Below are 21565 nucleotides of genomic sequence, written 5' to 3' on the forward strand. Positions count from 1 at the left end.
TATAACAAAAATTATACCGTATTGGTTTTTGTACATTATGATTTACACTTATGATTTTGTAGTTTTGATGCAATACTAATTTTATGAAAGAAGAACAAGTTATTCTAGTAAATGAAAAAGATGAGCAGATTGGATTAATGCCTAAATTGGAGGCGCATCAAAAAGCCGTTTTACATAGAGCTTTTTCTGTATTTATCCTGAATGATAAAAAGGAGATAATGCTACAGAAAAGAGCAAATCATAAATATCACTCACCTGGGTTATGGACTAACACATGTTGTAGTCATCAAAGAGAAGGAGAAAGTAATATAGAGGCAGGAAAACGCAGGTTGCAAGAAGAAATGGGGTTTACTACAGAGCTTAAAGATTCAATTTCATTTATTTATAAGGCTCCTTTTGATAATGGACTAACAGAGCATGAATATGATCATGTATTGTTGGGTAGTTATGAGTCAGACCCTATTGTCAATCCAGAAGAGGTAGCCGATTGGAAATGGATGTCTATAGAAGCGGTTAAGAGTGATATAGCGGTACAACCCGAAATATATACAGAGTGGTTTAAAATTATTTTTGAAAAATTTTATTCATACATTGCCATATGAGGATTAAAGCATGTAGAAAAGCTCATTTTAATGCAGCACATCGATTGTATAAAAAAGAGTGGAGTGATAAAAAGAATGAAGAGGTATTTGGGAAATGCAGTAATCCAAAGTATCATGGCCATAATTATGAGTTAATTGTGGGGGTAGTGGGGACTGTTGATCCGGAAACAGGTTTTTTAATAGATCTTAAAATTTTAAAAGAGTATATAAAAACAGAAGTAGAGGATTACATGGATCATAAAAATCTAAATGAAGAAGTAGAAGAGTTTAGAGAGTTAAATCCGACCGTAGAAAATATTGCCTTTGTTATCTGGAATAGGTTAAGATATAAAATACCTATTCGATATGATATCGAAGTCACTTTATATGAAACCCCTCGAAATTTTGTGATTTATAAAGGAGAATAAATTATGGGGGTAGAAGTGGGTGATTTTGTTCCTTTTTTTAAGGCAATTGATGATAATGGGCAATTGTTTCATAGCTCAAGTATTATTGGAGTAACTCCCGTTGTAATCTATTTTTATCCTAAAAATTTCACACCTGGTTGTATTAAAGAAGCTTGTGGTTTTCGAGATGATTATGAATTGTTTACTTCTTATGGAGCAGAAGTAATAGGAATCAGTAGTGATAAAGTTCGTTCTCATGCTAGGTTTAAAAAAAGATATAAGTTACCTTTTGTTTTTTTATCAGATGATAAAGGAGAATTACAGAAACTTTTTGGCGTGCACTCAGAATTATTTGGACTCTTACCAGGAAGAGAAACTTATGTGATCGATAGGAAAGGAACGGTACGTTTAAAGTTTAACGACAGAAAAGCTTCTAGTCATATAAAAATGGCGTTAAAGACCCTAAAAGAAATAAGTGAAGAATAATAGTGTTGGTTAATAGAAAATATTAATTTTGCGGAAAATAAATTTGATATGGCAAACAAGAGAGACCTTAAGAAAGATATAAACTACGTACTTGGAGATATTATAGAAGTAGTTTATTTAAAAGGGTTAGAAAACCCAGACAAGGATAGTAAAAAAGGAGAAGCAATAATTGACGAGGCTATAGCATCTTTTGATAGTTTTATGGAAAGAGCAAATGAGCGTAAATTAGAGAATGCCAAGCAACATTTTAAGGCTTTAAGAGAAGATTTGCAGAAAACAGCAGAGTCTTTGATAGAAAAAGTAAATTCTTTGTAATTTTTTTTAAAAAATATTTGCAAAAACGGTTGTAGCTATTATATTTGCAACCGCTTTGCCGATGTAGCTCAGCTGGCTAGAGCAGCTGATTTGTAATCAGCAGGTCGTGGGTTCGAGTCCCTCCATCGGCTCTAAGTAAAAAAGTCCTGAACATATGTTTAGGACTTTTTTTTATGAAAAATAGTTGCTTTAATAAAATCTGGAAATAGTGATTTTATTATTGGGTACAATTATCAGAATAACTGGCTGTATTGTCTTTTGATCAATTTGTTAAAACAGATGCTGTTGGGTCATCTACTTGTGTATAAGTAAGAGAAGGATTATTAGCAATAAATACGCTTGTTAAAATATCATTGTTTCTATTTTTCATTAATACTGTTACAGTAAACGATGTTCTGGTTTCAAAATCAAAAAGAGTGGTGTTTGTTATTGTTAGTACTCCTGTTTTGGTATTTACATCAAAAGCATCTACTGGGGTTTCTGTAATAATACTATAGATTGTTCTCCCTAGTCGATAGATAGCTTCTACCGTGCCTAATTCTTGTTCTTTTGTGGGGTTTTTGTCTATAGTGACTTCAAAATCTATTGCGCAAATGGTTGTAGAGGTATCATCGATAGAGCTGTCATAATCTTTATTAGAACATTTGATACTAAACCAATGCATCATAAGATAACAAGTATTATATTTTTATCTTTTTTTTCGTAGTTTCCAAATTACAATATAAATATAAATCATTGACAGGGTGTGTGTTGACTTGTTTACAATGAAATAGTAGTGAGCAGTTAGATATTATTTAGAACGAACCGTCAAGTTTGTTTCGGGATGATTATTTAAATATGTAAAAAGCTTGGAAATAGCATGTTCACTATTAATTTTGGAGATATTTAACAGTGGTAGAAAGCATAGGCTATGTTGACTCTGTAGGTTGCAAAATGATTCCATTAAAAGCAACACACCTTTAGCGTTAATGAAAAAGAATATTAATTATAGTAATGTTCGAGCACCTCTAACAGCTCTAAGTAAAAAAGTCCAGAACATATGCTCTGGACTTTTTTATACATGCTATTTGTTTTTAAGCAGAGAAAAGAACGATTTACTGTTCTTTAGTGTTTTCTTCTTTACTCTGGGCTTTCTTAGCTTTAAGATCTTTAACATAGTTAATCAATTGCTTTCCATAGGTTGATTTTTTTACCTTAGGGCTTAATGATTGAGCAACTGTGTCCAAAAGTTTGATGTTAGCATCATAAATTTCATTAAGTGTAACATAAGGGGCAACTTCTAATTTTTTATTAAGAAGAGCAAAATTTACTGTGTACAGGTATTTTTGTCGTAATAAGTTTTTGTATGCTTTATCGTTTTCGATTAATTTCTCTTCATCTTTTTGTTTATCCGCTTCAAAATTCTCTTTTATTAACCTAAGATTTCTATCATTAAATCGCTGGAGCATTTTTTTATATACTGCGTATTGCATCTGATTTTTTCCTCCAACTATTTTTATGTCTCTTTCAAAGTCCATTACATTAGTAGTAATTCTAATTTCTCCAGGTTCTGCAAAAAAATCAATACGATCGTTATATTGTTTTCCATCTGCTTTATCAAGATATATGTAATGAATTTCTGGTTCTTGAATCTGAGAGGTAAATGCAAATTCGGCATTTCCTTTAACTACCATAGAGTCTACAGTTACCAGTGTGGTATCTTTAACTTTTTGTAAATATATAGTTCCTTTTTTTAAACCTTTGATATTCCCGGTAATGATTAAGTTTCCTTCTTTTACAGGAGTGTTACAACTGGTAAAAAAGGCCATTAAAAAAATAGAAATAGATAAATACTTCATCTTATATTTTTTGGTTGTGATAAAGGTCGCAAATATGCATGTTTTATTTTAAAAAAACAGCTATTTTTTATTTGATTAATGTTTTTTATGGGTTTTGAATGTACGCGAGTTCTCCAAAAGTATTTGATTGTTTAGGCTACCCAACTGAAGCAATTTGCATTAAATAAGTGCATAATATAGCTCCATAGGTTCCTACTACATATCCAAAAACGGCGAGTAGTACACCCACGGTGGCTAGTGAGGGGTGAAAAGCAGCGGCTACAACAGGAGCAGAGGCTGCTCCACCAACATTTGCTTGACTCCCAACGGCTAGAAAGAAATAGGGGGCTTTGATTAATTTTGCGACACCCACAAGTAATAATGCATGAATAGTCATCCAAACCAAACCAATAGCAATAAGCCCAGGATTTTCAAAAATCATACTTAGATCCATTTTCATACCAATAGTAGCTACAAGGATATAGATAAAAATACTTCCTAACTTACTAGCACCTGCTCCTTCATACTGTTTTGCCTTTGTATAGGATAATAAAATTCCGATGGTGGTGGCAAGAGTGATCATCCAGAAAAATTTGGATGTAAAAGAAGATAAAGCAGAACTCTTGTCATTAAAAATCTCAAAATTACCAGATAAAAAAGAAGAAATGCCATTGGCTCCCCAATGAGAAAACCCTACTGTTACAAAGGCAATCGAAAGCATAATTATATAATCGGTAAGTGTTGGTGTTCTAGTTATACTCTGGGCATAATTCGACACTTTTTCTTTCAAGGACTCTATGGCGGTGGTATCTGCTTTTAACCAACGATCAATTTTATTGCTCTTACCAATTCCTATTAATAAAAGTGCCATCCAAATATTAGCTACCACAATATCAACAAGCACCATTCCTCCATATTTTTCTGGATTGTATTCGTAGATTTCTAGCATAGCTGCCTGGTTAGCGCCTCCGCCAATCCAGCTACCAGCAAGGGTAGATAACCCTCTCCAAACTGCATCAAAACCAGCACCTCCTACAGTCTCTGGAGAAACAAGTGAAATTAATAAGATAGCAATAGGACCACCAATAATAATCCCAAACGTACCTGTCAAAAACATGATAAGCGCTTTTGGACCTAGATTAAAGATTGCTTTTAGGTCTATACTTAGGGTCATAAGCACTAATGAAGCCGGTAGTAAAAACCTACTAGCAATATAATATACCTTAGATGATTTTTCAACAAGGTTTCCATCGGCGTCTAATTCCTTCCATTCTGGAGAAATAATTCCTAAAGAATTAAATATGGCAGGTAACAGATAACATAATAATAATGCAGGGACATATTTGTAAAAGGCTTTCCAAAAACCTTTATTTATAGAAGAGGTATAAAACACTAGCCCTAGACAAAGTAATAAAATACCAAAAACTATGGTGTCTTCTGTAAAAAAAGGAATGTTTTCCATTAGTGATTTTTTAATTGATGTTATTATAATTCATTGTGAGGGAACGAGAAATAAGATTTTATAATTCGTCTATCCATTTTTTGAATAATGCTTTTTGCTCTGTCGGGGCGCCTATATCTTGCTGAAGAATAATTTTTTCTACTGTAGGTTTGACTACTTTCGAGGTTAGGTCTAAAATAGAATCCTCTCGTTTAATTTTAAATATGATATCATCTCCTATATTCCATTTATCAGAATCTCCAAATAGGTCATAAATGTTTTTTAAGTTGTATTTTTTTTGATTGATACTTAATAGTATATCTCCTTTTTTTATACCTAATTTTTTAAGGAAACTGTTAAAAGGAATATCAGATGTAAATAGCACTTCTTTGGTTGCTTCTGATCCTTTTACAAAGGGTTCTTGTTGATAAATAAAATAAGAAGAAGGCATATTCTTAACAGTATAGTGAACTCCAAGTTTTCTAAGATAAAACTCGTAATCTATAGGAGTGTTATTAACAACATGTTTTTGTAAAAAAGCACTTATTTCTGGATATGAAGCTTGTTCAACAATTTTTATGAATTCACTGTCTTCAAAAGGTTTGTCGGCACCAAATTGTTTTGATAACTTTTTGACCAAGTCTAGAATACCATATTGTCCTGAGCTTTTTTCTCTCATTAGAATATCTATACACATTGATATTAATGCGCCTTTTTCATAAACATTTCTATAGTTTTTTTGATAAGGTTCTTTAAGTATATTTTTACTCATTGTTGTAAATGACATGGTATCGTCAAAAAGAGCTGCATTTTCTATCTTTTCCATAATACGTTCTAGGAATTGCTTTTTAGAAATAAGCCCTTGTGTTATCTGGAAAAGTATAGAGAAATATTCTGTAGTACCTTCGTATAACCAAAGATGTTGAGACATTTTGGGTTCATTATAGTCGAAATTATGAATTTCTTTTGAATGAATGGTTAGTGGAGTTACGATATGAAAAAACTCATGAGAGACCACATCGGTCAACGCGGGGTTTAGTTTTTTTGTTGAAAGTGATTCGGGTAGTACTACTACTGTAGATGTATTATGTTCTAAAGCACCAAAACCTTTGGCATCGTCTGCTTTCGCTGATGCAAGGTATAATAAAATGCTATATTTTTTGGTAGAATTAACATCTCCCAGAAAATTTTTTTGAGCTCTTATTACATTCTCCAAATGGCGCATGATAGTCGAAGCTTTATGTCTTGAACTATTAGAATATACACTTAACAATACTTCAATGTCATTTACAGTAAAGGTTGCCTTATTTGGTATAGAATACATAATCGGGTGATCAATCATATCTGCGTATCTATCAAAGGCAAAATAATCAGAATTGTGTTTTGAAGTACTTACTGGGGGTTTTTGACCAAAAGACATTTCTTTTGCAGATGTTGATGCTTCGAGATGAGAAGGGTATTTAATAAATAGTTTGTAGTGATTTTCTTTCATGTTATCAAAGTATCCCACAAAAGCGTATAGGTTTAATACAAAGTTCTTATCCTTTAAAATATTGCTGCCTGTTGGAGAAAAAACTTTATGAATATCTTCAGAATCAAAAGTATCATTAACCCAATAGACAATTTTATGTAGTTTACGGGCATTCGTTATTCTCCAGTGGTTATTACTTTGTTTTTGAATTGCTATTGCTACTCCATTCTGATCATACGCTTTAATATCTTCGATCAAATTTCCAAAGTTATTATTTTGATAAGTGCCTGGTACAATTTTGGGCATATAGTAATTTATGGTATCAGGCCCTTCTATTTTAACTTGTACTTCTACTTTGACCTTATCGTCAACAACATTTATAAGATCTAAATAAGCTCGTATAGGAGAAGTATTTGTTACCGTTTTTTGTGTGATAACAGGAGAAGTGGCGCCTTGTACACCTAGCTGTAGGGTCTTACAGCCAGTAACCAAATTAATAAAGGTGCATACAACTAGTAGGATAGTAATAATTCGGTTTATTTTCTGCACAGTTATAAAATGTTTTTGTGAATATAATTAGCTACTCCATCTTCTTTGCCAGATAGAGTTACAATATCGGCTATGTCTTTTACTTCGGGTTTGGCATTAGCTACTGCGACCCCAGTTCCTGCGGCTTTAAGCATTGCAATATCATTATAATTATCACCAAATGCAACGGCCTCAGAAATAGGAATGTCAAAATGAGTTTTTAATAAAAAATCTATCGCCGTTAGTTTCGAAATGTCTTTATGAGCAATTTCTATATAAGTTGGCTTAGAGCGGTACAAATGTAATGCGTCATCAAAAGTATCTTTAAGGTATATAAACAAATCGTTTATATGTGCTTCTTCACCCATGCACATAATTTTATGAGCACCTTTTTGTTGATTCTCCCAATCATCAATGGTATGTTTTGTTGGTTTTACAACTGGAGAAACTTTAGTGTTTGTTGCCTCTCTATTAGCCCAAAAATCCATTTCTGGTACAAACCAATCATCGTTATGATATAAACTCATATGAAATTGTTGATTACTGTTAAAAGTATCAATCGATGCTATAATATTTGGTGCTATAAAAGTTGAATGAACCGGTTTTCCTTCTACCAAAATTAACCCTCCGTTATAACAGATAATAGGTTGGTTTCTAATGTTTAATTCATCTTGAAGATGAATCATTGCACTAGGCATTCTAGATGAAATCAAAACTACAGGAACAGTATCTTTAATCCTCTTAATTTCTGAAATAGTATATTCTGATAATTCTCTGTGTACATTTAATAATGTTCCGTCAATATCAGAGAATACGATACGGTGCGGCATTGTTTTTTTGGATTTGGTGAATATTGTTGTAGTCAAATTATTGATTTACAAAGTTAGCAATACCTGTGATAACTTCGGGTATTATTTTTCTAAACGGTTCGTTATACGATTTGTGATTTTCTAATCGATCTCCTTTTATTTCTTTTAATATATGATTCATGTTTTTAACAAAAATGCTCTGTGCCTCAGGTACTACTTCTTTTAATTTTTCACCTTGTCCTATATCTACCTGGATATCTTTACCACCAAATATAATAAGAATAGGCATCTTTAGTTTCACGATTTCATCAGTAGGATTGTATTTAATCCATGATCTCATAAAAGGTTGTAAGTGATAAGCAAAGATGGATTCTAATGCCGGATCATAACCTGTCGCTCTACCTTGCTCCTTTAATTGTTTAAAAGCTATAAAAGCACTTTTATCTAATCCTGGAGCTTGTTTGGCGATTTGTTCTATAATAACTTGATCTACAGACTCTGCATTACCCGCAATAGAAATAAAGCCATTAGCTTTGTCTTTTGCAGCAACCATTCCTACAAGCGAACCTTGCCCATGTCCAGCTACTACGATTTTTTTATAGTTTCCGTTCTTATTAAAATAATCTAGAATGGATACAACATCTTGTATGTAATGATCTAAAGAAATTTCATTTTCTTTAATTCCTAAACCATCTATTTTAAAAAGCCTTTTGTCATATCGATAGGTAGCAATTCCCTGTTTGGCCAATTCGTAAGTTAATTTCTTGAAAGTATCATTTTTTGACATTCTATCATTGCCATCCCTGTTAATTGCTCCAGCATCCATTACAAATATAACCAAAGGCACTTTTTCATCAGAATATGGTGTTACTAATAACCCTTCTATATATTTGTTAACTTTTACAACAGCAGAATTGAATTCCTTTTCATCTTTTTGAGAAAAGCTAAATGTTGTAATCATAACTGCACATAGAAATAGTATCTTCTTCATAAACGACGTGGGGTATATCTATATAATTAATATGAATGCCATCAAAAATAATCAATAATAAAAATTAAGAAACGGTAAAAGTGATAAGCATGCTCTACTATATAAACACCTTATGGTACCGTTTTATTTTATTTTTTTTGTAGCTACCATAATTTAACGAATCACTAACATACCCTTTTTTATCTTTGTCTCAAAATTTAAGCAAATGAAACTTCAATATATTTGGATACTATTTTTACTTATGGTATCAAAACCGATGTTTTCATACTCATATGATTGGGGAAAAACGGGACACAGGTCTATAGGTCAAATAGCAGATAAATACTTAACAAAAAAAACCAAACGAGCTATTCATAAACTTCTTGATGGGCAAAGTATGGCATTTGTATCCACTTTTGCCGATGAAATTAAAAGTGATGATAGCTATAAGAAATACGGTTCCTGGCATTATGTTAATTTTCCTTTTGATGAAGAATATAAAGAAGAAACCCGTAGCGAACACGGAGATCTCATACAGGCAATAGAGACCTGTGTTAAAATACTAAAGGATAAAAAGACTCTTCGAAAAGATAAAGTGTTTTATTTAAAAATGTTAATTCATTTTGTTGGAGATTTGCATCAACCTTTGCATGTAGGTAGAGGAGAAGATAAAGGAGGGAATGATATTCAGGTAAGGTGGTTTAAAGATGGCTCAAACTTGCATAGAGTATGGGATAGCGATATGATAGATTATTATGGGATGAGTTATACAGAATTGTCTGATAATACAACGGCTTTATCAAAAACACAAATCATAGAAATTCAAAAAGGATCTATCATTGACTGGGTGTATGATTCACAGCAGTTAGCTAAAAAAGTATATGCTTCTGCGAATGTTGGAGAAAAATTAAGTTATAGATATATGTATAATTATTTTCCTATAGTACGTTCGCAGTTGCAAAAAGGAGGTATTAGGTTAGCAAAAATACTTAACGAAATTTTTGGGTAATATCTATTTATTCTCAATAGTCTCTTTTCGATATTGCCTTGGTGACATAGAAAAATGCTTTTTGAATGTTTTGGTGAGATGACTTTCATCAGTATATCCCATTTGATAAGCAATTTCGGCAATAGTGAATTCTGTGTACAACAGACGATATTCTACTAACTTCATTTTGTATTTGGTAACATATTGATGAATAGATTCTCCTGTTTTTCTTTTAAAATAACTACTAATAGAGCTTTGTGACATTCCGAATTTTTCTGCTAAAAAACTAATTTTGGTAAGAGCATTGTCATAAGCATTTTGTCTGATATGACTTAATATCATATCAATTTTTCTATGGTTTACATGAATATCTTTTTGATTGGTATCATATTTTTCAGAAATATTACGTACAATGATACTAAGTATAGTACTGATTGCATTTGAAATTATTTCCTGATAGTACACTTTTTCATTCTTAAATTCATCTAACACCAGGTTATGTATATTCCAGATTACATTTCTGTCTACCTCATGAGAAATAACATCTCCCGGAATAATATTAGGTTGATGTAAAAGTTGTTCGATACGCTGTAACCAGCATTTTCTATCTGGAAGATTTACTTTATTCGAAAATAAGAGCTCTGTAAATTTGAAAAAAGTAAAATGAGTTTGATCAATAATTTCAAACTGGTGTGTGTCTTCTGGTGCAAGTAAAAAGATATTGTTTTCTTCATAAGGAAATCTTATGTCATTGATAGTGTGATGTCCACTTCCTTTTTTGATGAAAATAATTTCAAAATAATTTTGATTGTGTGGCCTTGCTTCCCATTTATCCAGTGTGTATTGATTTACTACAAAAGTTTCATGTAAGGAGTAACGAATCATAGATTTCTTTTTAGCATGAGTTAGATGTAAGCAAATTGCTTTAGTTTATAATGCTCTAAAGCTTATTTTATTGTAAATAAAGTAGTTGTATGTGTAATTAAAGTGATCTAGTGAATTAAGAACAAACCTTTGCTTACAAAGTTGAAGAGAGGTAATTTTTCTTAACTTCTAAATAAAAAGAAGCACTCAGCTTTAAGGCTCTTTTTGACTAAGTATTTACATCAAACTTACATTTTAACACTTTTAAAGTTACAAAAATTAAATTAATAAGCTAATATCTCCCCGTTTTAATCAATGTAAATCATGTATTTAGGTGATGTCGTTTTTGATATAAGGAGCGAAGTGATATTTTACAAGGATGCAAAAAACACTCTAAAAGTAAGGTTTATTCTAGGAGTAATTTTTTTTGAAGTTTTCGGAATTTGATGCAGCCAGTATTTTTGAGTTTCTCCTTTCATAATAAGTAAACTACCTGGTTCAAGTAATATTTTTTGTTGTAGCTTTTTATTGCTTTTATGTTTAAAATGAAACCAACGTGCTTGCCCCAAACTTAAGGAGGCAATTACAGGGAATTCTCCTAACTCTTTTTCATCATCTGAGTGCCAACCATTACTATCCTTACCTGTACGATATAAATTTAACAGGCAGCCGGTAAATTGGCATGAAGCTATATTTTCGATTTTTTCTTTTATCCAAATTAACTCTTTCGTAAAGGGTTTTGGATGCATAGTAATATTAGAATATTTATAAGGGATGTTGTTGTTTGCGTATAAAGCTGTAAGACGAGGTTGCGGGTATGTTTTTCCAAAAACAGTAATGTCATCTTGTTGCCATTGTATGGTGTTGAGTAATGTATTAAAAAGGTTATTTGATTCTTCTAAAGTAAAGAAGTTTGGGTAATACAATACGTCTGCATTCTGCATTTCTAAACGAATTGGTTGATCATCAGTATTAAATAAACTTAAACTCATGTCTATACTATTATAAGTTAGCTAGTGTTAGCCTAGCTAAGTAATCATTGTGTTCTCCTTCAAGAATTAATTCGCATAAAAATCCATTTGCATTGGCTGCATTTTGTAACGTATTGTAATCGATATACAACCAATCAAATTCATTAGATGATTGATTTTTATAAACTAATCTGTAACGCATCTCACCATAGTAACCTGCAGAAGCGTCTACCCAAAACCCTCCATCTTCATCCTGAAAAAGATATGATATATCAGATGAGTCGATTAATACCTGTCCTTTGGGGCTGAGTAATGTTTTTAGTTTGTTGAAAAACAGGTCGATAGAGGCAAGTGTGCCTATAATGCCGCTTCCATTCATTAAAAAAAGTATAGTGTCATAGGAAGAAGAAGGGGTGTTAAAAATGTTTTGTACTTCTGCTCGTTGTATTCCTAAATTTTCACATACTTCGATGGCACCTTCAGAGATATCTATAGCTTTTACATTTAGTTTTCTGTCGTTTTGAAGATATAAACTATGACTTCCTGCTCCGCAACCAACATCAAGAACTTTACCGATTGCAAGGTCCAATGCCTTTTGTTCTATTTTAGGCATTTCAGAATAGGTTCTAAAAAGGTATGGAATAGGTATGTGATCATCTTCAAAATCATTTGCTTGTACTATAATATCTTCTGTATATTGTTTGTTATAATAGTCCTTAATAGCTGACCCAAAAATATCGTTGCTCATGATGTAAGATGATTTGTTACTAAATTAAAAAGCAAAGGTTTGAATATAGAACGATAGTATACACTATATAATAGTTAGAAGTTTAAAAAACGTATTTTTGTTGCATGCAAGAATTCATAAATCAATTACCAAAGCTGGCCAAAGATAAGCATAACGAAAACAAAAAATTCTTTGCGAAACTTAAAAAAAAGACACCCAAGAAGTTGGATCATATGATGCAAGAATTGCATGATGATGAATTTGAACGTACAGATTGTCTAGAATGTGCAAATTGTTGTAAGACCACGGGGCCATTATTTACGGTTAAAGATGTAGAACGAATTGCTAAGTTTTTTAGATTAAAACCTTGGCAGTTTGAAGAAAAGTATTTGCGTACTGATGAAGATGGTGATTTGGTGTTGCAACAAACACCATGTACTTTTTTAGGAGTAGATAACTATTGTTCTATATATGAGGTAAGACCAAAAGCCTGTAGAGAATACCCTCATACAGATCGTAAAAAATTTCAGCAAATATCAAATCTTACTATGAAGAATATAGAAATTTGTCCGGCTGCTTATAGGATTGTTGAAAAAATGAAAGAAAGACTTCAATAAGTAATTTATCTTTTGGATACGTGTTCTTACGTTTGATTTTAATATATAAGCTACAAAAACAATACGTAAGTAATTAGAAAAGTATTATTCCTTCCTAACTTTAGTCAAATAAATATTACCATTAGCTTAATCTATAATTAACTATAAAAAAATATACCATTGAACTTTTCTTCAATGGTATATTTTTCAATATTCTAAACAGGTTTTGCATTTGATAAATCATATCCAGCTGTCTGCTGTGTTCCTCCAGATCTCCCATTGCCTCCTTGTACTTTTAACAATGATTTTCTTTCTAATAAATACTCTTTTTTATTCTTAAGGTTTTCAATACTTAATTGTTCCATATGTCTTAAATGTTTTATTTTAAATGTCATACCAAATGTAAAAAATAAAATACGTTATAAATATGGAAGAATAGTTTAATTTTTTCAAATTATATAAGAGTCTTTTGTGATCGGCTTTTCCATATATGAACTGGGTTAGACTTTTTTGATTCATGCGAAAAATGATAATTTTTTGGTCAATTGAAGTGTTTTTTGCACTTCATAGCAGCGCTACGAAATAAAAAAATATGAAAATTGGGTAAAAAAGGGCGTTTTTATAACGAATTGAAAAAAGTTTAAACCAGTTCTGTAATAATATTTAAGTAGATATTTAGGTTTCTTGATGTTTTGAAAAACTTAATGATTAATCGAATTATGAGGGATAAGTAACAGGCTCGATATTAGTGATTTCTATATTGATTATGGTTCCTCTTCCTTTTCGAGAATCAATGATCAAAGTGCCAAATATCTTTTCTAGTCTACTTTGTATATTGGATAACCCTAGACCATGCGTTTGTTTTTCAGAGTTAAACCCAATCCCGTTGTCTTCAAAAATGACGTTTAAGACATTATTGTCCGCCAGATTAAGATGCAACTCAACAGCATCTGCTTGTGCATGTTTAATCGTATTGGTAATTAATTCCTGAATGATCTTAAAAATTTCGAATTGCAATTCTTCTTCTAATATATCAATATCTTTTCTTGGGTAAACTGCAAAAGATATTTTAATACTACTGGCATTACCAATATTATTGATATACTCTTCTAGTACATCACAGAAATTGTTTTTACTAAATTTTTTGGGAATCAGGTTGTGAGACAGGTTTCTTACCTGTTGGTACGTGTCATCAATTTGATGGTTAACCCCTTTGATATAACCTTGTTCATTTATTTTTGGGTTGTTAAGCTGAAGTTTGATAGCGGCCAGATTACCTCCAATACTATCATGAAGCTCTTGTGCAATTCGTTTCCTTTCTTTTCCCTGACCTTCTATACTAGCTTTTATAACCTTCAATTCCTGATCCTTGAGTAAGGTTGTTATTTTTTGTTGGTTAACCTCCTTTTCTTTTTGATTTAATTGACTTTGAGCTTGTAGCTTTTGATAATACATAAACAATAAACCAATAATTGGCATAAGAATAATTAAGAATGAATATAGAATAGTGTTTTTAATACTTTTTTGCCGAATCAAACTGGCTTCCTGAAGTTCCTGATCCTTTTTTAAGAGGTTAATTTCATTAGCTTTTTTTTCAGAAGCATTTTGAATGGCCAAAATTTGATTTCTATTCTCTATTTCTTTAACCTCTTGTTGCAGTTTTAGGTTTTTGAAAGCTTCTTTTTGATTGGATAATTCTAATTTTCGGTTAGTGTTTTCGACCTGAAGGACTTTTATTTCTTTTTCTTTTTTAAGTGTTTCGTACTTTACTTCTAATTCACTTATTTCATTATCCTTGTCAAGTGTTTTGATAGAATCAGAGACTTCATTGAATTTTTCACTATAATCAAGAGCTTTTTTATAATCATTTTGCAAAATAGCAATTTCTTTTAATCTAAAATAGATTGCTTTCTGGTTATCGAGTAAGTTTAGTTCTTTTGCTTTATCGAGTGCTTTAAAAATTAAAACCTCGCCTTCTTCGTATTTTTTTAAAAGGGATAAAACTTGACCTTTTTCCAAATACCCCATGATTTGCATACGATCAAAACCATTGTTTTTTGCAATTTTTATGGATTCACTAATTGATTCTAAAGCAAGGGGTAAGTTATCTTGTTTTTTATAGGTTATTCCCAAATTGAATGAAATAGTGCCTATGCAACCTAAATCATTGTTTTTTTTACAAATTTCAAGTGCTTTTTTTAGATACTTGGCGGCTTCGTCATGATTTCCTTGGATTCCGTATATGGTAGCAATATTGATTAAAGATCCAAATACCATCTTTTTGTATTCTATATATTCAGAACATTTTTTATAGAGTTCTAGGGCTAAGGCCATATCTGACTCTTTTGACTCTCCTGTATTAGAAAGCCTATTAGCAAGCCCAAAACTATTCATATAATAGATTCGCTTATCGTCATATTTTTGCGCTGTTTCAATGCCTTTTAGGTGCCATTTCTTTGCTTTATCGATCAGCCCCATTTTTCCATTGACTACTCCTAACCAATGGTATGCTAATCCATAAACATTATATTTTATCGAATCGTTTCTGAAAGTTTTTAGCCCCAAAACACTTTGTGCATGGTGAATGGAAGTGTCAAATTGGGATTTTTTGTTGAAGTAAGAAGCAAGAATTAGATGTAAATTAGCTTTAAATTGAGTACTCCTGTTCTTTTTCGGTTTCAAATGTTTACCAACTTTTTCATATACTCCATTTATATCGGGTCCATCAATTGCTTTATTTGTTAAAGCGCGTAGTTCTTCAATTATTTTACCTTCTTCTAGTATATCATAAATAGGAGAGATATTATTTTTACTATCTATCTGCCCATACATACATGCAGATAAAAGCGTAAAAAAAAACAATATGATTTTGACGATCTTACTATTTGTCATTGCAATATAAAATGAGGTATTTTTTTTGTGCATTTTCAAGACGTAGATATTTTTACTCTTAAGTTTTATAACTAGTTAAGAATGAATTTTGGAGATAAAGGTAATTTCTTTTTCTATTTTAGAATTAACATTAAGGGCCTTTTTTTTCAGTGAATTGACTTTCATTATCGAAAATTTCAATATTTACTAATAAAAAAAGATCAAAAATTACTCATATCACAAAAATATTAGTGTTGATCGTTTTGGATATTCTTGAAAAATTATGAGTTATCTTATTTTTTTACTTATAAATGCTATGCTTCCTGCGATAATGTAATTTATTTATAAAGTAAATATTGATCTCTTGTTTTTTTGAAGTTTTCCAAATCATGCTGCCAGGAATCTTTAATTTGTTGCGATGTAAGTCCTTCTTCTATTTGTTGTTGTAATTTTTCTGTCCCTGCATGAATGGTAAACGATTTGGTGTTGAAAAATTTATCTTTTGCATTTGAGTTTTTGTAGGCATTAATAAGCCAGTCCAGATGTATAGAGTCTAATGGTTTAACTTTTCTCAAATCTTTACCATAGCATACTTCACTTCTATGTTTAGGATATTTGGCTCCAAAATTTGGCTGAGGCGTATAAGCAAAATCATATCGATCTACTGCCAAATCAGGAGACCCAAAAATTTGAAACTGCATTTCGGTACCTCTTCCTGCATTAATAGTCGTCCCTTCAAAAAAACCAAGGCTAGGATATAGGTTGATTGCTACATCGTTTGGTAAGTTGGGTGAAGGACGAATAGGTAAACTATATGATGAGGTATGTGTGTAATTTTTAATAGGAATAATAGTGATTTTACATTGTAAATCTTGACCAAGCCAACCTTCTCCGTTAATCATTTGAGCATATTCTCCTATAGTCATTCCGTGAACCAACGGTATCGGGTGCACACCTACAAAACTAGAATGTGCAGGCTCTAGAGTAGGGCCGTCTATATAAAACGCATTTGGGTTAGGACGATCCAATATCAATACAGGAATATTACTTTCTGCACATGCTTGCATAACATAATGTAATGTAGAAATATAGGTGTAGAAACGAACACCTACATCTTGTATGTCAAAAACAACAATGTCGATACCAGTTAAAGATTCTGGGGATGGTTTTTTGTTTTTTCCATATAGAGAAACTATTGGGAGCCCTGTTTTAATGTCTTTACCATCTGCAACCAATTCTCCTGCATCTGCTTTTCCTCTAAAACCATGTTCTGGAGCAAATACTTTTTTAATAGCTATATTTTTTGATAATAATGAATCTACGAGATGAACATAGTTATGATTCGTGATACTATCCTTAAAAATTACAGAAGTTTGATTACCAACAATGGCTACCTTTTTACCTTCTAAAATAGGGATGTAAGTATCTAAAAGATTGGCTCCAACAATAATGGTAGGATGATTTTTAAGGGTGTCTTTTGAAATATAAGCATCAGAGATAGCGTTTTCGTTTTCTAATGAAGTAGAAAGAAAATCTGTTTTTATTTTACTTACACAAGAAATAAAAAGTATAAAAAGGAATAATAATGTATTTTTGAATACAGTTCTAACAAAAACCATAGGTAATTTGAATTTTGAATATTTTATTGCCAAACGCCTTATCAAAGGTAAGGAACATAAAAGTAGCATTTCTACTCCTATCATAAAAATTGCAATTTTTGCGATTGCAATTGGTATGATTATGATGCTGATTACTGTTGCTACAGGTATAGGTCTACAACGAAAAATACGAGAAAAAGTTGCCGCATTTAATGGGCATGTGATAATTTCTAGTTTTGATAACAACAGTAGTGTAGAGTCACTCATGCCAATATCATCAAATCAAGATTTCTATCCAGAATTTACAGATGTCGAAGAGATAACTCATATACAGGCGGTTGCTAGTAAAATGGGGCTTATCAGAACTGAAACCGATTTTGATGGGGTAGTGGTTAAAGGAGTTGATGATCAATATGACTGGAATACGTTTAAAGAGTATTTGATAGAAGGAAGATTACCAGATTTTACCGGTAAACTTAATGAAGAAATAGTACTGTCATCTCATATAGCAAATCGTTTGGGGTTGGGTATTGGTGATAAAGCAATAACATATTTTCTTAAAAAAAATTCGACATCTAATTCTAAACCCTATATCAGAGTTTTTAAAATAGTGGGAATTTATAATTCGGGATTTCAACAGTTTGATGAGTTGTACTTGTTTGCAGATATCAGGCATGTAAGAAGAATGAATAAATGGACTTCGGATCAAATAGGTAATTTCGAAGTGTTTATTGATGATTTTGATAAAATAGATCAAAAAGGACAAGAAATTTATGAAAACATTCCATCAACAATGGATAGTCAAACTATTTCTTTAAAATATGCGACTATTTTCGAATGGCTTAAACTATTTGATTTAAATGTTATAGGTATCATTGGGATTATTATTTTGGTAGCAGGTATTAATATGATTACGGCACTATTGGTTTTAATATTAGAACGAACGCCAATGGTAGGAATTTTAAAAGCTTTAGGAACTACCAATTGGAGTATTCGAAAAGTGTTTCTGTATAATGCAGCCTATTTAATTTTAATAGGGTTGTTTTGGGGTAACCTCATTGGAATAGGATTATTACTGCTACAAGAAAACTATGGAGTTATTAAACTTAATCCAGAAACATATTATGTGAGTACTGCCCCCGTATATATAAATTTTGGGCACATTGTTTTGCTTAATGTAGGAACCATTATACTATGTGTATTGATGCTACTGATACCATCTTATATTATTACCAAAATAACACCTACAAAATCTATACGTTTTCAATAAAGTAACAACTTAACCAAAAGTAATTTAAGGTCGAAAGATGTTTTAAGATATTTTTTGGTTTTTAAAACGATTAATAGACAAGCCAAGGTTGTATCTTTGAGATTCTAAGTATCTATGGGGATATAATACTAAAATTTTAAGGAGTGAAATACGCAAAAAACATACTAGAAACAATTGGTAATACGCCTTTGGTACAAATGAATGCTTTGGTAAAAGGTATAGATGCATTGGTTTTAGCAAAGTATGAAACTTTTAATCCAGGAAATTCTGTAAAAGATCGTATGGCTTTAAAAATGATTGAGGATGCTGAAGCAGATGGTAGGCTAAAACCAGGGGGAACTATTATAGAAGGAACTTCTGGAAATACAGGTATGGGCCTTGCACTGGTGGCTATAATTAAGGGATATAAGTTAATTTGTGTTATGGCCGATAAGCAATCTAAAGAAAAGATGGACATCCTTAGGGCGGTTGGAGCAAAAGTTATGGTTTGCCCAACAAATGTAGAACCCGATGATCCAAGATCTTACTATTCGGTATCAAAAAGACTTGCCGAGGAAACTCCTAATTCTTGGTATGTAAATCAATATGATAACCCTTCTAATACATTAGCGCATTACGAAAGTACAGGGCCAGAAATATGGAAACAAACCGACGGAAAAGTTACACATTTTATTGTTGGAGTTGGAACCGGCGGGACTATCTCTGGAGTAGGTAAATACTTAAAAGAGAAAAATCCAAATATCAAAATTTGGGGAGTTGATACCTATGGATCTGTTTTTAAAAAATATCACGAAACAGGGATTTTTGATGAAAATGAAATCTATTCATATATCACAGAAGGAATAGGAGAGGATATTCTTCCTCAAAATGTAGATTTTTCTTTAATTGATGGGTTTACAAAAGTTACCGATAAAGATGCTGCCGTATATACTCAAAGGCTAGCCAAAGAGGAAGGAATGTTTTTAGGTAATAGTGCAGGGGCTGCAATTAAGGGATTATTACAATTAAAAGAACATTTTACAAAAAATGATGTTGTGGTAGTTCTTTTTCATGATCACGGTAGTAGATATGTAGGTAAAATGTTTAATGATGATTGGATGAGAGAAAGAGGCTTTCTTGAAGAAGAAGTATCGACCGCAGATGATTTAATCAAAGATCATAGAGAAAAACCATTGGTAACTGTTAAAACGGAAGAATTAGTTTCTCATGCAATTGAACGAATGCGTAAATTTAAAATTTCTCAAATACCTGTTGTCGATACAGAAGGGTTTGTGGGATCTGTTGATGAATCTGCTCTTTTTGCAGCTTTTTTAAATGATAGAGATATGTATAGTACTCCTATCAAAGATGTTATGAAGTCACCTTTTCCTATCGTAGAGGCCAAAACCTCTCTTGATACTATATCGAAACTTATAAAAAAAGGGAATCCTGCTGTTTTAGTTTTGTTAGAAAATGGGGAGCATCATATTGTAACAAAATATGATGTTATAAGTCATATAAAATAAATTCTTATCTTTAAAGTGATGTTATTACCCCAGCTTGTCTGCTGTATTTATCGTGTAAGGATTGTTTTATGCTGACTGTTTTTTTAATGTTTTAATTTTTTGTTGAAATATTAAAAAGAAACAGTTTTGTTAATTGGTTACAGTATGTGTGAATTTTTATTTGATTATTCGGATATAGATAAGTTAAGAGATTACTTTAAATCTCGATTGAAACCCGATACCAATTCGGATCGTATTTATTTTCCAGCTCATATAGGAGAAGGATACCTCTTGTATTATAAGATTTCTCATGAAGTTTTTCTTATTATTAATAATTATCGAGCCAATACGGATATAGAATATATTAGAGAGCCTGTTGAGGAAAAAGATATTTTATTGCACTTTAGAAAATATGCTTTGGATCATGGATTAGAAAAAAACCAAATCATTAGCAAATATTCAGATAGCTATACACCTGGAAATATGAGATGCATGGATGCTAGGCAGGGAGAGCGAATTCTTGTTCGTAAAGGAGCAGAGGTCAAGTCTGCTATTATTGTTTTAAAAAGCTCTTACGCTAATCCTTTTTTTGAGAAAAGTAGGGAGATTGCAGAGAGTGTCGATAGTTATATTCGCGATTCTCATAAATACCTTGATAAGTTTTATCTTTCATACAAACAAACCATCCTTTTCGATCAAATTGTACAACCAGATACCGATAAAATAGAAAACTATTTGTATTATATCGCAAGAGGAATTAGACTTCTCGAAACCTTCTGGAAAGATGTATTGCGGTGGGGAACTTCTTGTAATCCGTTTACAATAAATAGTGTTCAGGTTGGTAATATCTATAAAGTAAGCGATTATCTCAAGAGTCACCTAAAGGAGCCTTTTGTAGGAGTGGATCAATTAGCAGCAATGGCAAATATGAGTCGAACTAATTTTTTTAATATGTTTAAAGAGATTCATAATCAAACACCATTAGAGTTTTTTAATAACAAAAGACTAGAAGCTTCATATACTATGATTATAGGAGAAGGTAGTTCTATAAGAGATGTTATGGATGAACTTAATTATTCTAATTCTTCAAAATTTAAAAAGGCATTCTTCGAAAAATTCAATATCTATCCAGAAACGATTACATAAATCAGAGTAAATTATATTGGCAAAACTTAAATTCACGTACTACTAAAATGTATTTAAGAAGTCAGGAAAAAGTTCTTAAAAATAAAGATGGTCGCCAATGAATGACAACCATCAATAACCTAACACAAACTCAACTAAGCTTAGGGTTTTAAATTAAATATTTTTATTATGGTGAATTAGTTTCCCGTCTAACTTTATTTCACAAAGTAAATAAATGTAATTTTA

21 protein-coding genes and 1 tRNA gene are annotated in these 21565 nt (G+C 31.6%); 10 read left to right on the forward strand and 12 right to left on the reverse strand.

Annotated elements, in window-relative coordinates:
* Nucleotides 1–83 precede the first annotated feature (83 nt).
* The 5 genes from idi (at nucleotide 84) to ABW636_RS17725 (ending at nucleotide 1920) form a co-directional block, all read left to right on the forward strand.
* On the forward strand, nucleotides 84–602 hold the full coding sequence (gene idi / locus ABW636_RS17705; RefSeq protein WP_367591407.1) for an isopentenyl-diphosphate Delta-isomerase: 519 nt from the start codon (nucleotides 84–86) through the stop codon (nucleotides 600–602).
* A complete protein-coding gene (locus ABW636_RS17710; RefSeq protein WP_367591408.1) occupies nucleotides 599–1009 on the forward strand; it encodes a 6-pyruvoyl trahydropterin synthase family protein in 411 nt (136 codons plus the stop codon). The genes idi and ABW636_RS17710 overlap by 4 nt, the downstream gene beginning before the upstream one ends.
* Nucleotides 1010–1012: 3 nt before the next feature.
* A complete protein-coding gene (locus ABW636_RS17715) occupies nucleotides 1013–1474 on the forward strand; it encodes a peroxiredoxin (RefSeq protein WP_367591409.1) in 462 nt (153 codons plus the stop codon).
* A 48-nt stretch (nucleotides 1475–1522) separates the two neighbouring features.
* Nucleotides 1523–1789: a hypothetical protein gene (locus tag ABW636_RS17720; RefSeq protein WP_367591410.1), complete on the forward strand. Its 267-nt coding sequence runs from the start codon at nucleotides 1523–1525 to the stop codon at nucleotides 1787–1789.
* 57 nt (nucleotides 1790–1846) lie between these two features.
* A tRNA-Thr gene (locus tag ABW636_RS17725) sits at nucleotides 1847–1920 on the forward strand.
* 131 nt (nucleotides 1921–2051) lie between these two features.
* Here ABW636_RS17725 and ABW636_RS17730 read toward each other — a convergent pair.
* From ABW636_RS17730 to ABW636_RS17755, 6 genes are all read right to left on the reverse strand, one after another.
* Nucleotides 2052–2456: a cadherin repeat domain-containing protein gene (locus tag ABW636_RS17730; RefSeq protein ID WP_367591412.1), complete on the reverse strand. Its 405-nt coding sequence runs from the start codon at nucleotides 2454–2456 to the stop codon at nucleotides 2052–2054.
* Nucleotides 2457–2883: 427 nt separating this feature from the next.
* Nucleotides 2884–3627 (reverse strand): DUF4369 domain-containing protein, encoded by a 744-nt coding sequence (locus ABW636_RS17735; protein WP_367591413.1) that lies wholly within the window; start codon nucleotides 3625–3627, stop codon nucleotides 2884–2886.
* Nucleotides 3628–3763: 136 nt separating this feature from the next.
* Nucleotides 3764–5068, reverse strand: coding sequence for a DUF819 family protein (locus ABW636_RS17740; RefSeq protein WP_367591414.1), 1305 nt, complete (start codon nucleotides 5066–5068; stop codon nucleotides 3764–3766).
* A 58-nt stretch (nucleotides 5069–5126) separates the two neighbouring features.
* Nucleotides 5127–7067 carry a M61 family metallopeptidase gene (locus tag ABW636_RS17745; RefSeq protein ID WP_367591415.1) on the reverse strand — a complete coding sequence of 647 codons (1941 nt, stop codon included), beginning with the start codon at nucleotides 7065–7067 and terminating at the stop codon, nucleotides 5127–5129.
* 2 nt (nucleotides 7068–7069) lie between these two features.
* Nucleotides 7070–7876, reverse strand: coding sequence for a Cof-type HAD-IIB family hydrolase (locus ABW636_RS17750; RefSeq protein WP_367591416.1), 807 nt, complete (start codon nucleotides 7874–7876; stop codon nucleotides 7070–7072).
* 37 nt (nucleotides 7877–7913) lie between these two features.
* Nucleotides 7914–8846 carry an alpha/beta hydrolase gene (locus ABW636_RS17755; RefSeq protein ID WP_367591417.1) on the reverse strand — a complete coding sequence of 311 codons (933 nt, stop codon included), beginning with the start codon at nucleotides 8844–8846 and terminating at the stop codon, nucleotides 7914–7916.
* A 256-nt stretch (nucleotides 8847–9102) separates the two neighbouring features.
* Between ABW636_RS17755 and ABW636_RS17760 the strand changes: the two genes are divergently transcribed.
* Entirely contained in the window at nucleotides 9103–9834 is a 732-nt protein-coding gene (locus tag ABW636_RS17760) for a S1/P1 nuclease (RefSeq protein WP_367591418.1), read from the forward strand.
* 3 nt (nucleotides 9835–9837) lie between these two features.
* On the opposite strand, the gene ABW636_RS17765 is transcribed toward ABW636_RS17760, so the two are convergent.
* The 3 genes from ABW636_RS17765 to ABW636_RS17775 form a co-directional block, all read right to left on the reverse strand.
* A complete protein-coding gene (locus ABW636_RS17765) occupies nucleotides 9838–10698 on the reverse strand; it encodes a helix-turn-helix domain-containing protein (RefSeq protein ID WP_367591419.1) in 861 nt (286 codons plus the stop codon).
* A 350-nt stretch (nucleotides 10699–11048) separates the two neighbouring features.
* Nucleotides 11049–11669 carry an alpha-ketoglutarate-dependent dioxygenase AlkB family protein gene (locus ABW636_RS17770; protein WP_367591420.1) on the reverse strand — a complete coding sequence of 207 codons (621 nt, stop codon included), beginning with the start codon at nucleotides 11667–11669 and terminating at the stop codon, nucleotides 11049–11051.
* Nucleotides 11670–11679: 10 nt separating this feature from the next.
* Entirely contained in the window at nucleotides 11680–12396 is a 717-nt protein-coding gene (locus tag ABW636_RS17775; RefSeq protein WP_367591421.1) for a class I SAM-dependent methyltransferase, read from the reverse strand.
* Nucleotides 12397–12500: 104 nt separating this feature from the next.
* Here ABW636_RS17775 and ABW636_RS17780 point away from each other — a divergent pair, with 104 nt between their 5' ends.
* The gene (locus ABW636_RS17780) at nucleotides 12501–12992 is read left to right on the forward strand and encodes a YkgJ family cysteine cluster protein (RefSeq protein WP_367591422.1); all 492 of its coding nucleotides are present in this window, start codon (nucleotides 12501–12503) and stop codon (nucleotides 12990–12992) included.
* Nucleotides 12993–13186: 194 nt separating this feature from the next.
* Here the strand turns inward: ABW636_RS17780 and ABW636_RS17785 are convergent, their stop codons facing one another.
* From ABW636_RS17785 to ABW636_RS17795, 3 genes are all read right to left on the reverse strand, one after another.
* Entirely contained in the window at nucleotides 13187–13336 is a 150-nt protein-coding gene (locus ABW636_RS17785; protein WP_367591423.1) for a hypothetical protein, read from the reverse strand.
* A gap of 352 nt (nucleotides 13337–13688) precedes the next feature.
* Nucleotides 13689–15896: a tetratricopeptide repeat-containing sensor histidine kinase gene (locus ABW636_RS17790; protein ID WP_367591448.1), complete on the reverse strand. Its 2208-nt coding sequence runs from the start codon at nucleotides 15894–15896 to the stop codon at nucleotides 13689–13691.
* 284 nt (nucleotides 15897–16180) lie between these two features.
* Nucleotides 16181–17461, reverse strand: a complete 1281-nt coding sequence (locus tag ABW636_RS17795) for an exo-beta-N-acetylmuramidase NamZ family protein (RefSeq protein WP_367591424.1) — start codon at nucleotides 17459–17461, stop codon at nucleotides 16181–16183.
* 7 nt (nucleotides 17462–17468) lie between these two features.
* Here ABW636_RS17795 and ABW636_RS17800 point away from each other — a divergent pair, with 7 nt between their 5' ends.
* The 3 genes from ABW636_RS17800 (at nucleotide 17469) to ABW636_RS17810 (ending at nucleotide 21340) form a co-directional block, all read left to right on the forward strand.
* On the forward strand, nucleotides 17469–18710 hold the full coding sequence (locus ABW636_RS17800) for an ABC transporter permease (protein WP_367591449.1): 1242 nt from the start codon (nucleotides 17469–17471) through the stop codon (nucleotides 18708–18710).
* 143 nt (nucleotides 18711–18853) lie between these two features.
* Nucleotides 18854–20215 (forward strand): pyridoxal-phosphate dependent enzyme, encoded by a 1362-nt coding sequence (locus ABW636_RS17805; protein WP_367591425.1) that lies wholly within the window; start codon nucleotides 18854–18856, stop codon nucleotides 20213–20215.
* 144 nt (nucleotides 20216–20359) lie between these two features.
* On the forward strand, nucleotides 20360–21340 hold the full coding sequence (locus tag ABW636_RS17810; RefSeq protein WP_367591426.1) for a helix-turn-helix domain-containing protein: 981 nt from the start codon (nucleotides 20360–20362) through the stop codon (nucleotides 21338–21340).
* Nucleotides 21341–21565 lie beyond the last annotated feature (225 nt).

This window comes from Aquimarina discodermiae, assembly GCF_040786235.1.
Lineage (GTDB): Bacteria > Bacteroidota > Bacteroidia > Flavobacteriales > Flavobacteriaceae > Aquimarina.

Bases quoted from the DNA above. Each gene is read 5' to 3' on its own strand.
- idi (WP_367591407.1), top strand. From the start codon at position 84: ATGAAAGAAGAACAAGTTATTCTAGTAAATGAAAAAGATGAGCAGATT.
- ABW636_RS17710 (WP_367591408.1), top strand. From the start codon at position 599: ATGAGGATTAAAGCATGTAGAAAAGCTCATTTTAATGCAGCACATCGA.
- ABW636_RS17715 (WP_367591409.1), top strand. From the start codon at position 1,013: ATGGGGGTAGAAGTGGGTGATTTTGTTCCTTTTTTTAAGGCAATTGAT.
- ABW636_RS17720 (WP_367591410.1), top strand. From the start codon at position 1,523: ATGGCAAACAAGAGAGACCTTAAGAAAGATATAAACTACGTACTTGGA.
- ABW636_RS17730 (WP_367591412.1), bottom strand. From the start codon at position 2,456: ATGATGCATTGGTTTAGTATCAAATGTTCTAATAAAGATTATGACAGC.
- ABW636_RS17735 (WP_367591413.1), bottom strand. From the start codon at position 3,627: ATGAAGTATTTATCTATTTCTATTTTTTTAATGGCCTTTTTTACCAGT.
- ABW636_RS17740 (WP_367591414.1), bottom strand. From the start codon at position 5,068: ATGGAAAACATTCCTTTTTTTACAGAAGACACCATAGTTTTTGGTATT.
- ABW636_RS17750 (WP_367591416.1), bottom strand. From the start codon at position 7,876: ATGCCGCACCGTATCGTATTCTCTGATATTGACGGAACATTATTAAAT.
- ABW636_RS17755 (WP_367591417.1), bottom strand. From the start codon at position 8,846: ATGAAGAAGATACTATTTCTATGTGCAGTTATGATTACAACATTTAGC.
- ABW636_RS17760 (WP_367591418.1), top strand. From the start codon at position 9,103: ATGTTTTCATACTCATATGATTGGGGAAAAACGGGACACAGGTCTATA.
- ABW636_RS17765 (WP_367591419.1), bottom strand. From the start codon at position 10,698: ATGATTCGTTACTCCTTACATGAAACTTTTGTAGTAAATCAATACACA.
- ABW636_RS17770 (WP_367591420.1), bottom strand. From the start codon at position 11,669: ATGAGTTTAAGTTTATTTAATACTGATGATCAACCAATTCGTTTAGAA.
- ABW636_RS17775 (WP_367591421.1), bottom strand. From the start codon at position 12,396: ATGAGCAACGATATTTTTGGGTCAGCTATTAAGGACTATTATAACAAA.
- ABW636_RS17780 (WP_367591422.1), top strand. From the start codon at position 12,501: ATGCAAGAATTCATAAATCAATTACCAAAGCTGGCCAAAGATAAGCAT.
- ABW636_RS17785 (WP_367591423.1), bottom strand. From the start codon at position 13,336: ATGGAACAATTAAGTATTGAAAACCTTAAGAATAAAAAAGAGTATTTA.
- ABW636_RS17790 (WP_367591448.1), bottom strand. From the start codon at position 15,896: ATGCACAAAAAAAATACCTCATTTTATATTGCAATGACAAATAGTAAG.
- ABW636_RS17795 (WP_367591424.1), bottom strand. From the start codon at position 17,461: ATGGTTTTTGTTAGAACTGTATTCAAAAATACATTATTATTCCTTTTT.
- ABW636_RS17810 (WP_367591426.1), top strand. From the start codon at position 20,360: ATGTGTGAATTTTTATTTGATTATTCGGATATAGATAAGTTAAGAGAT.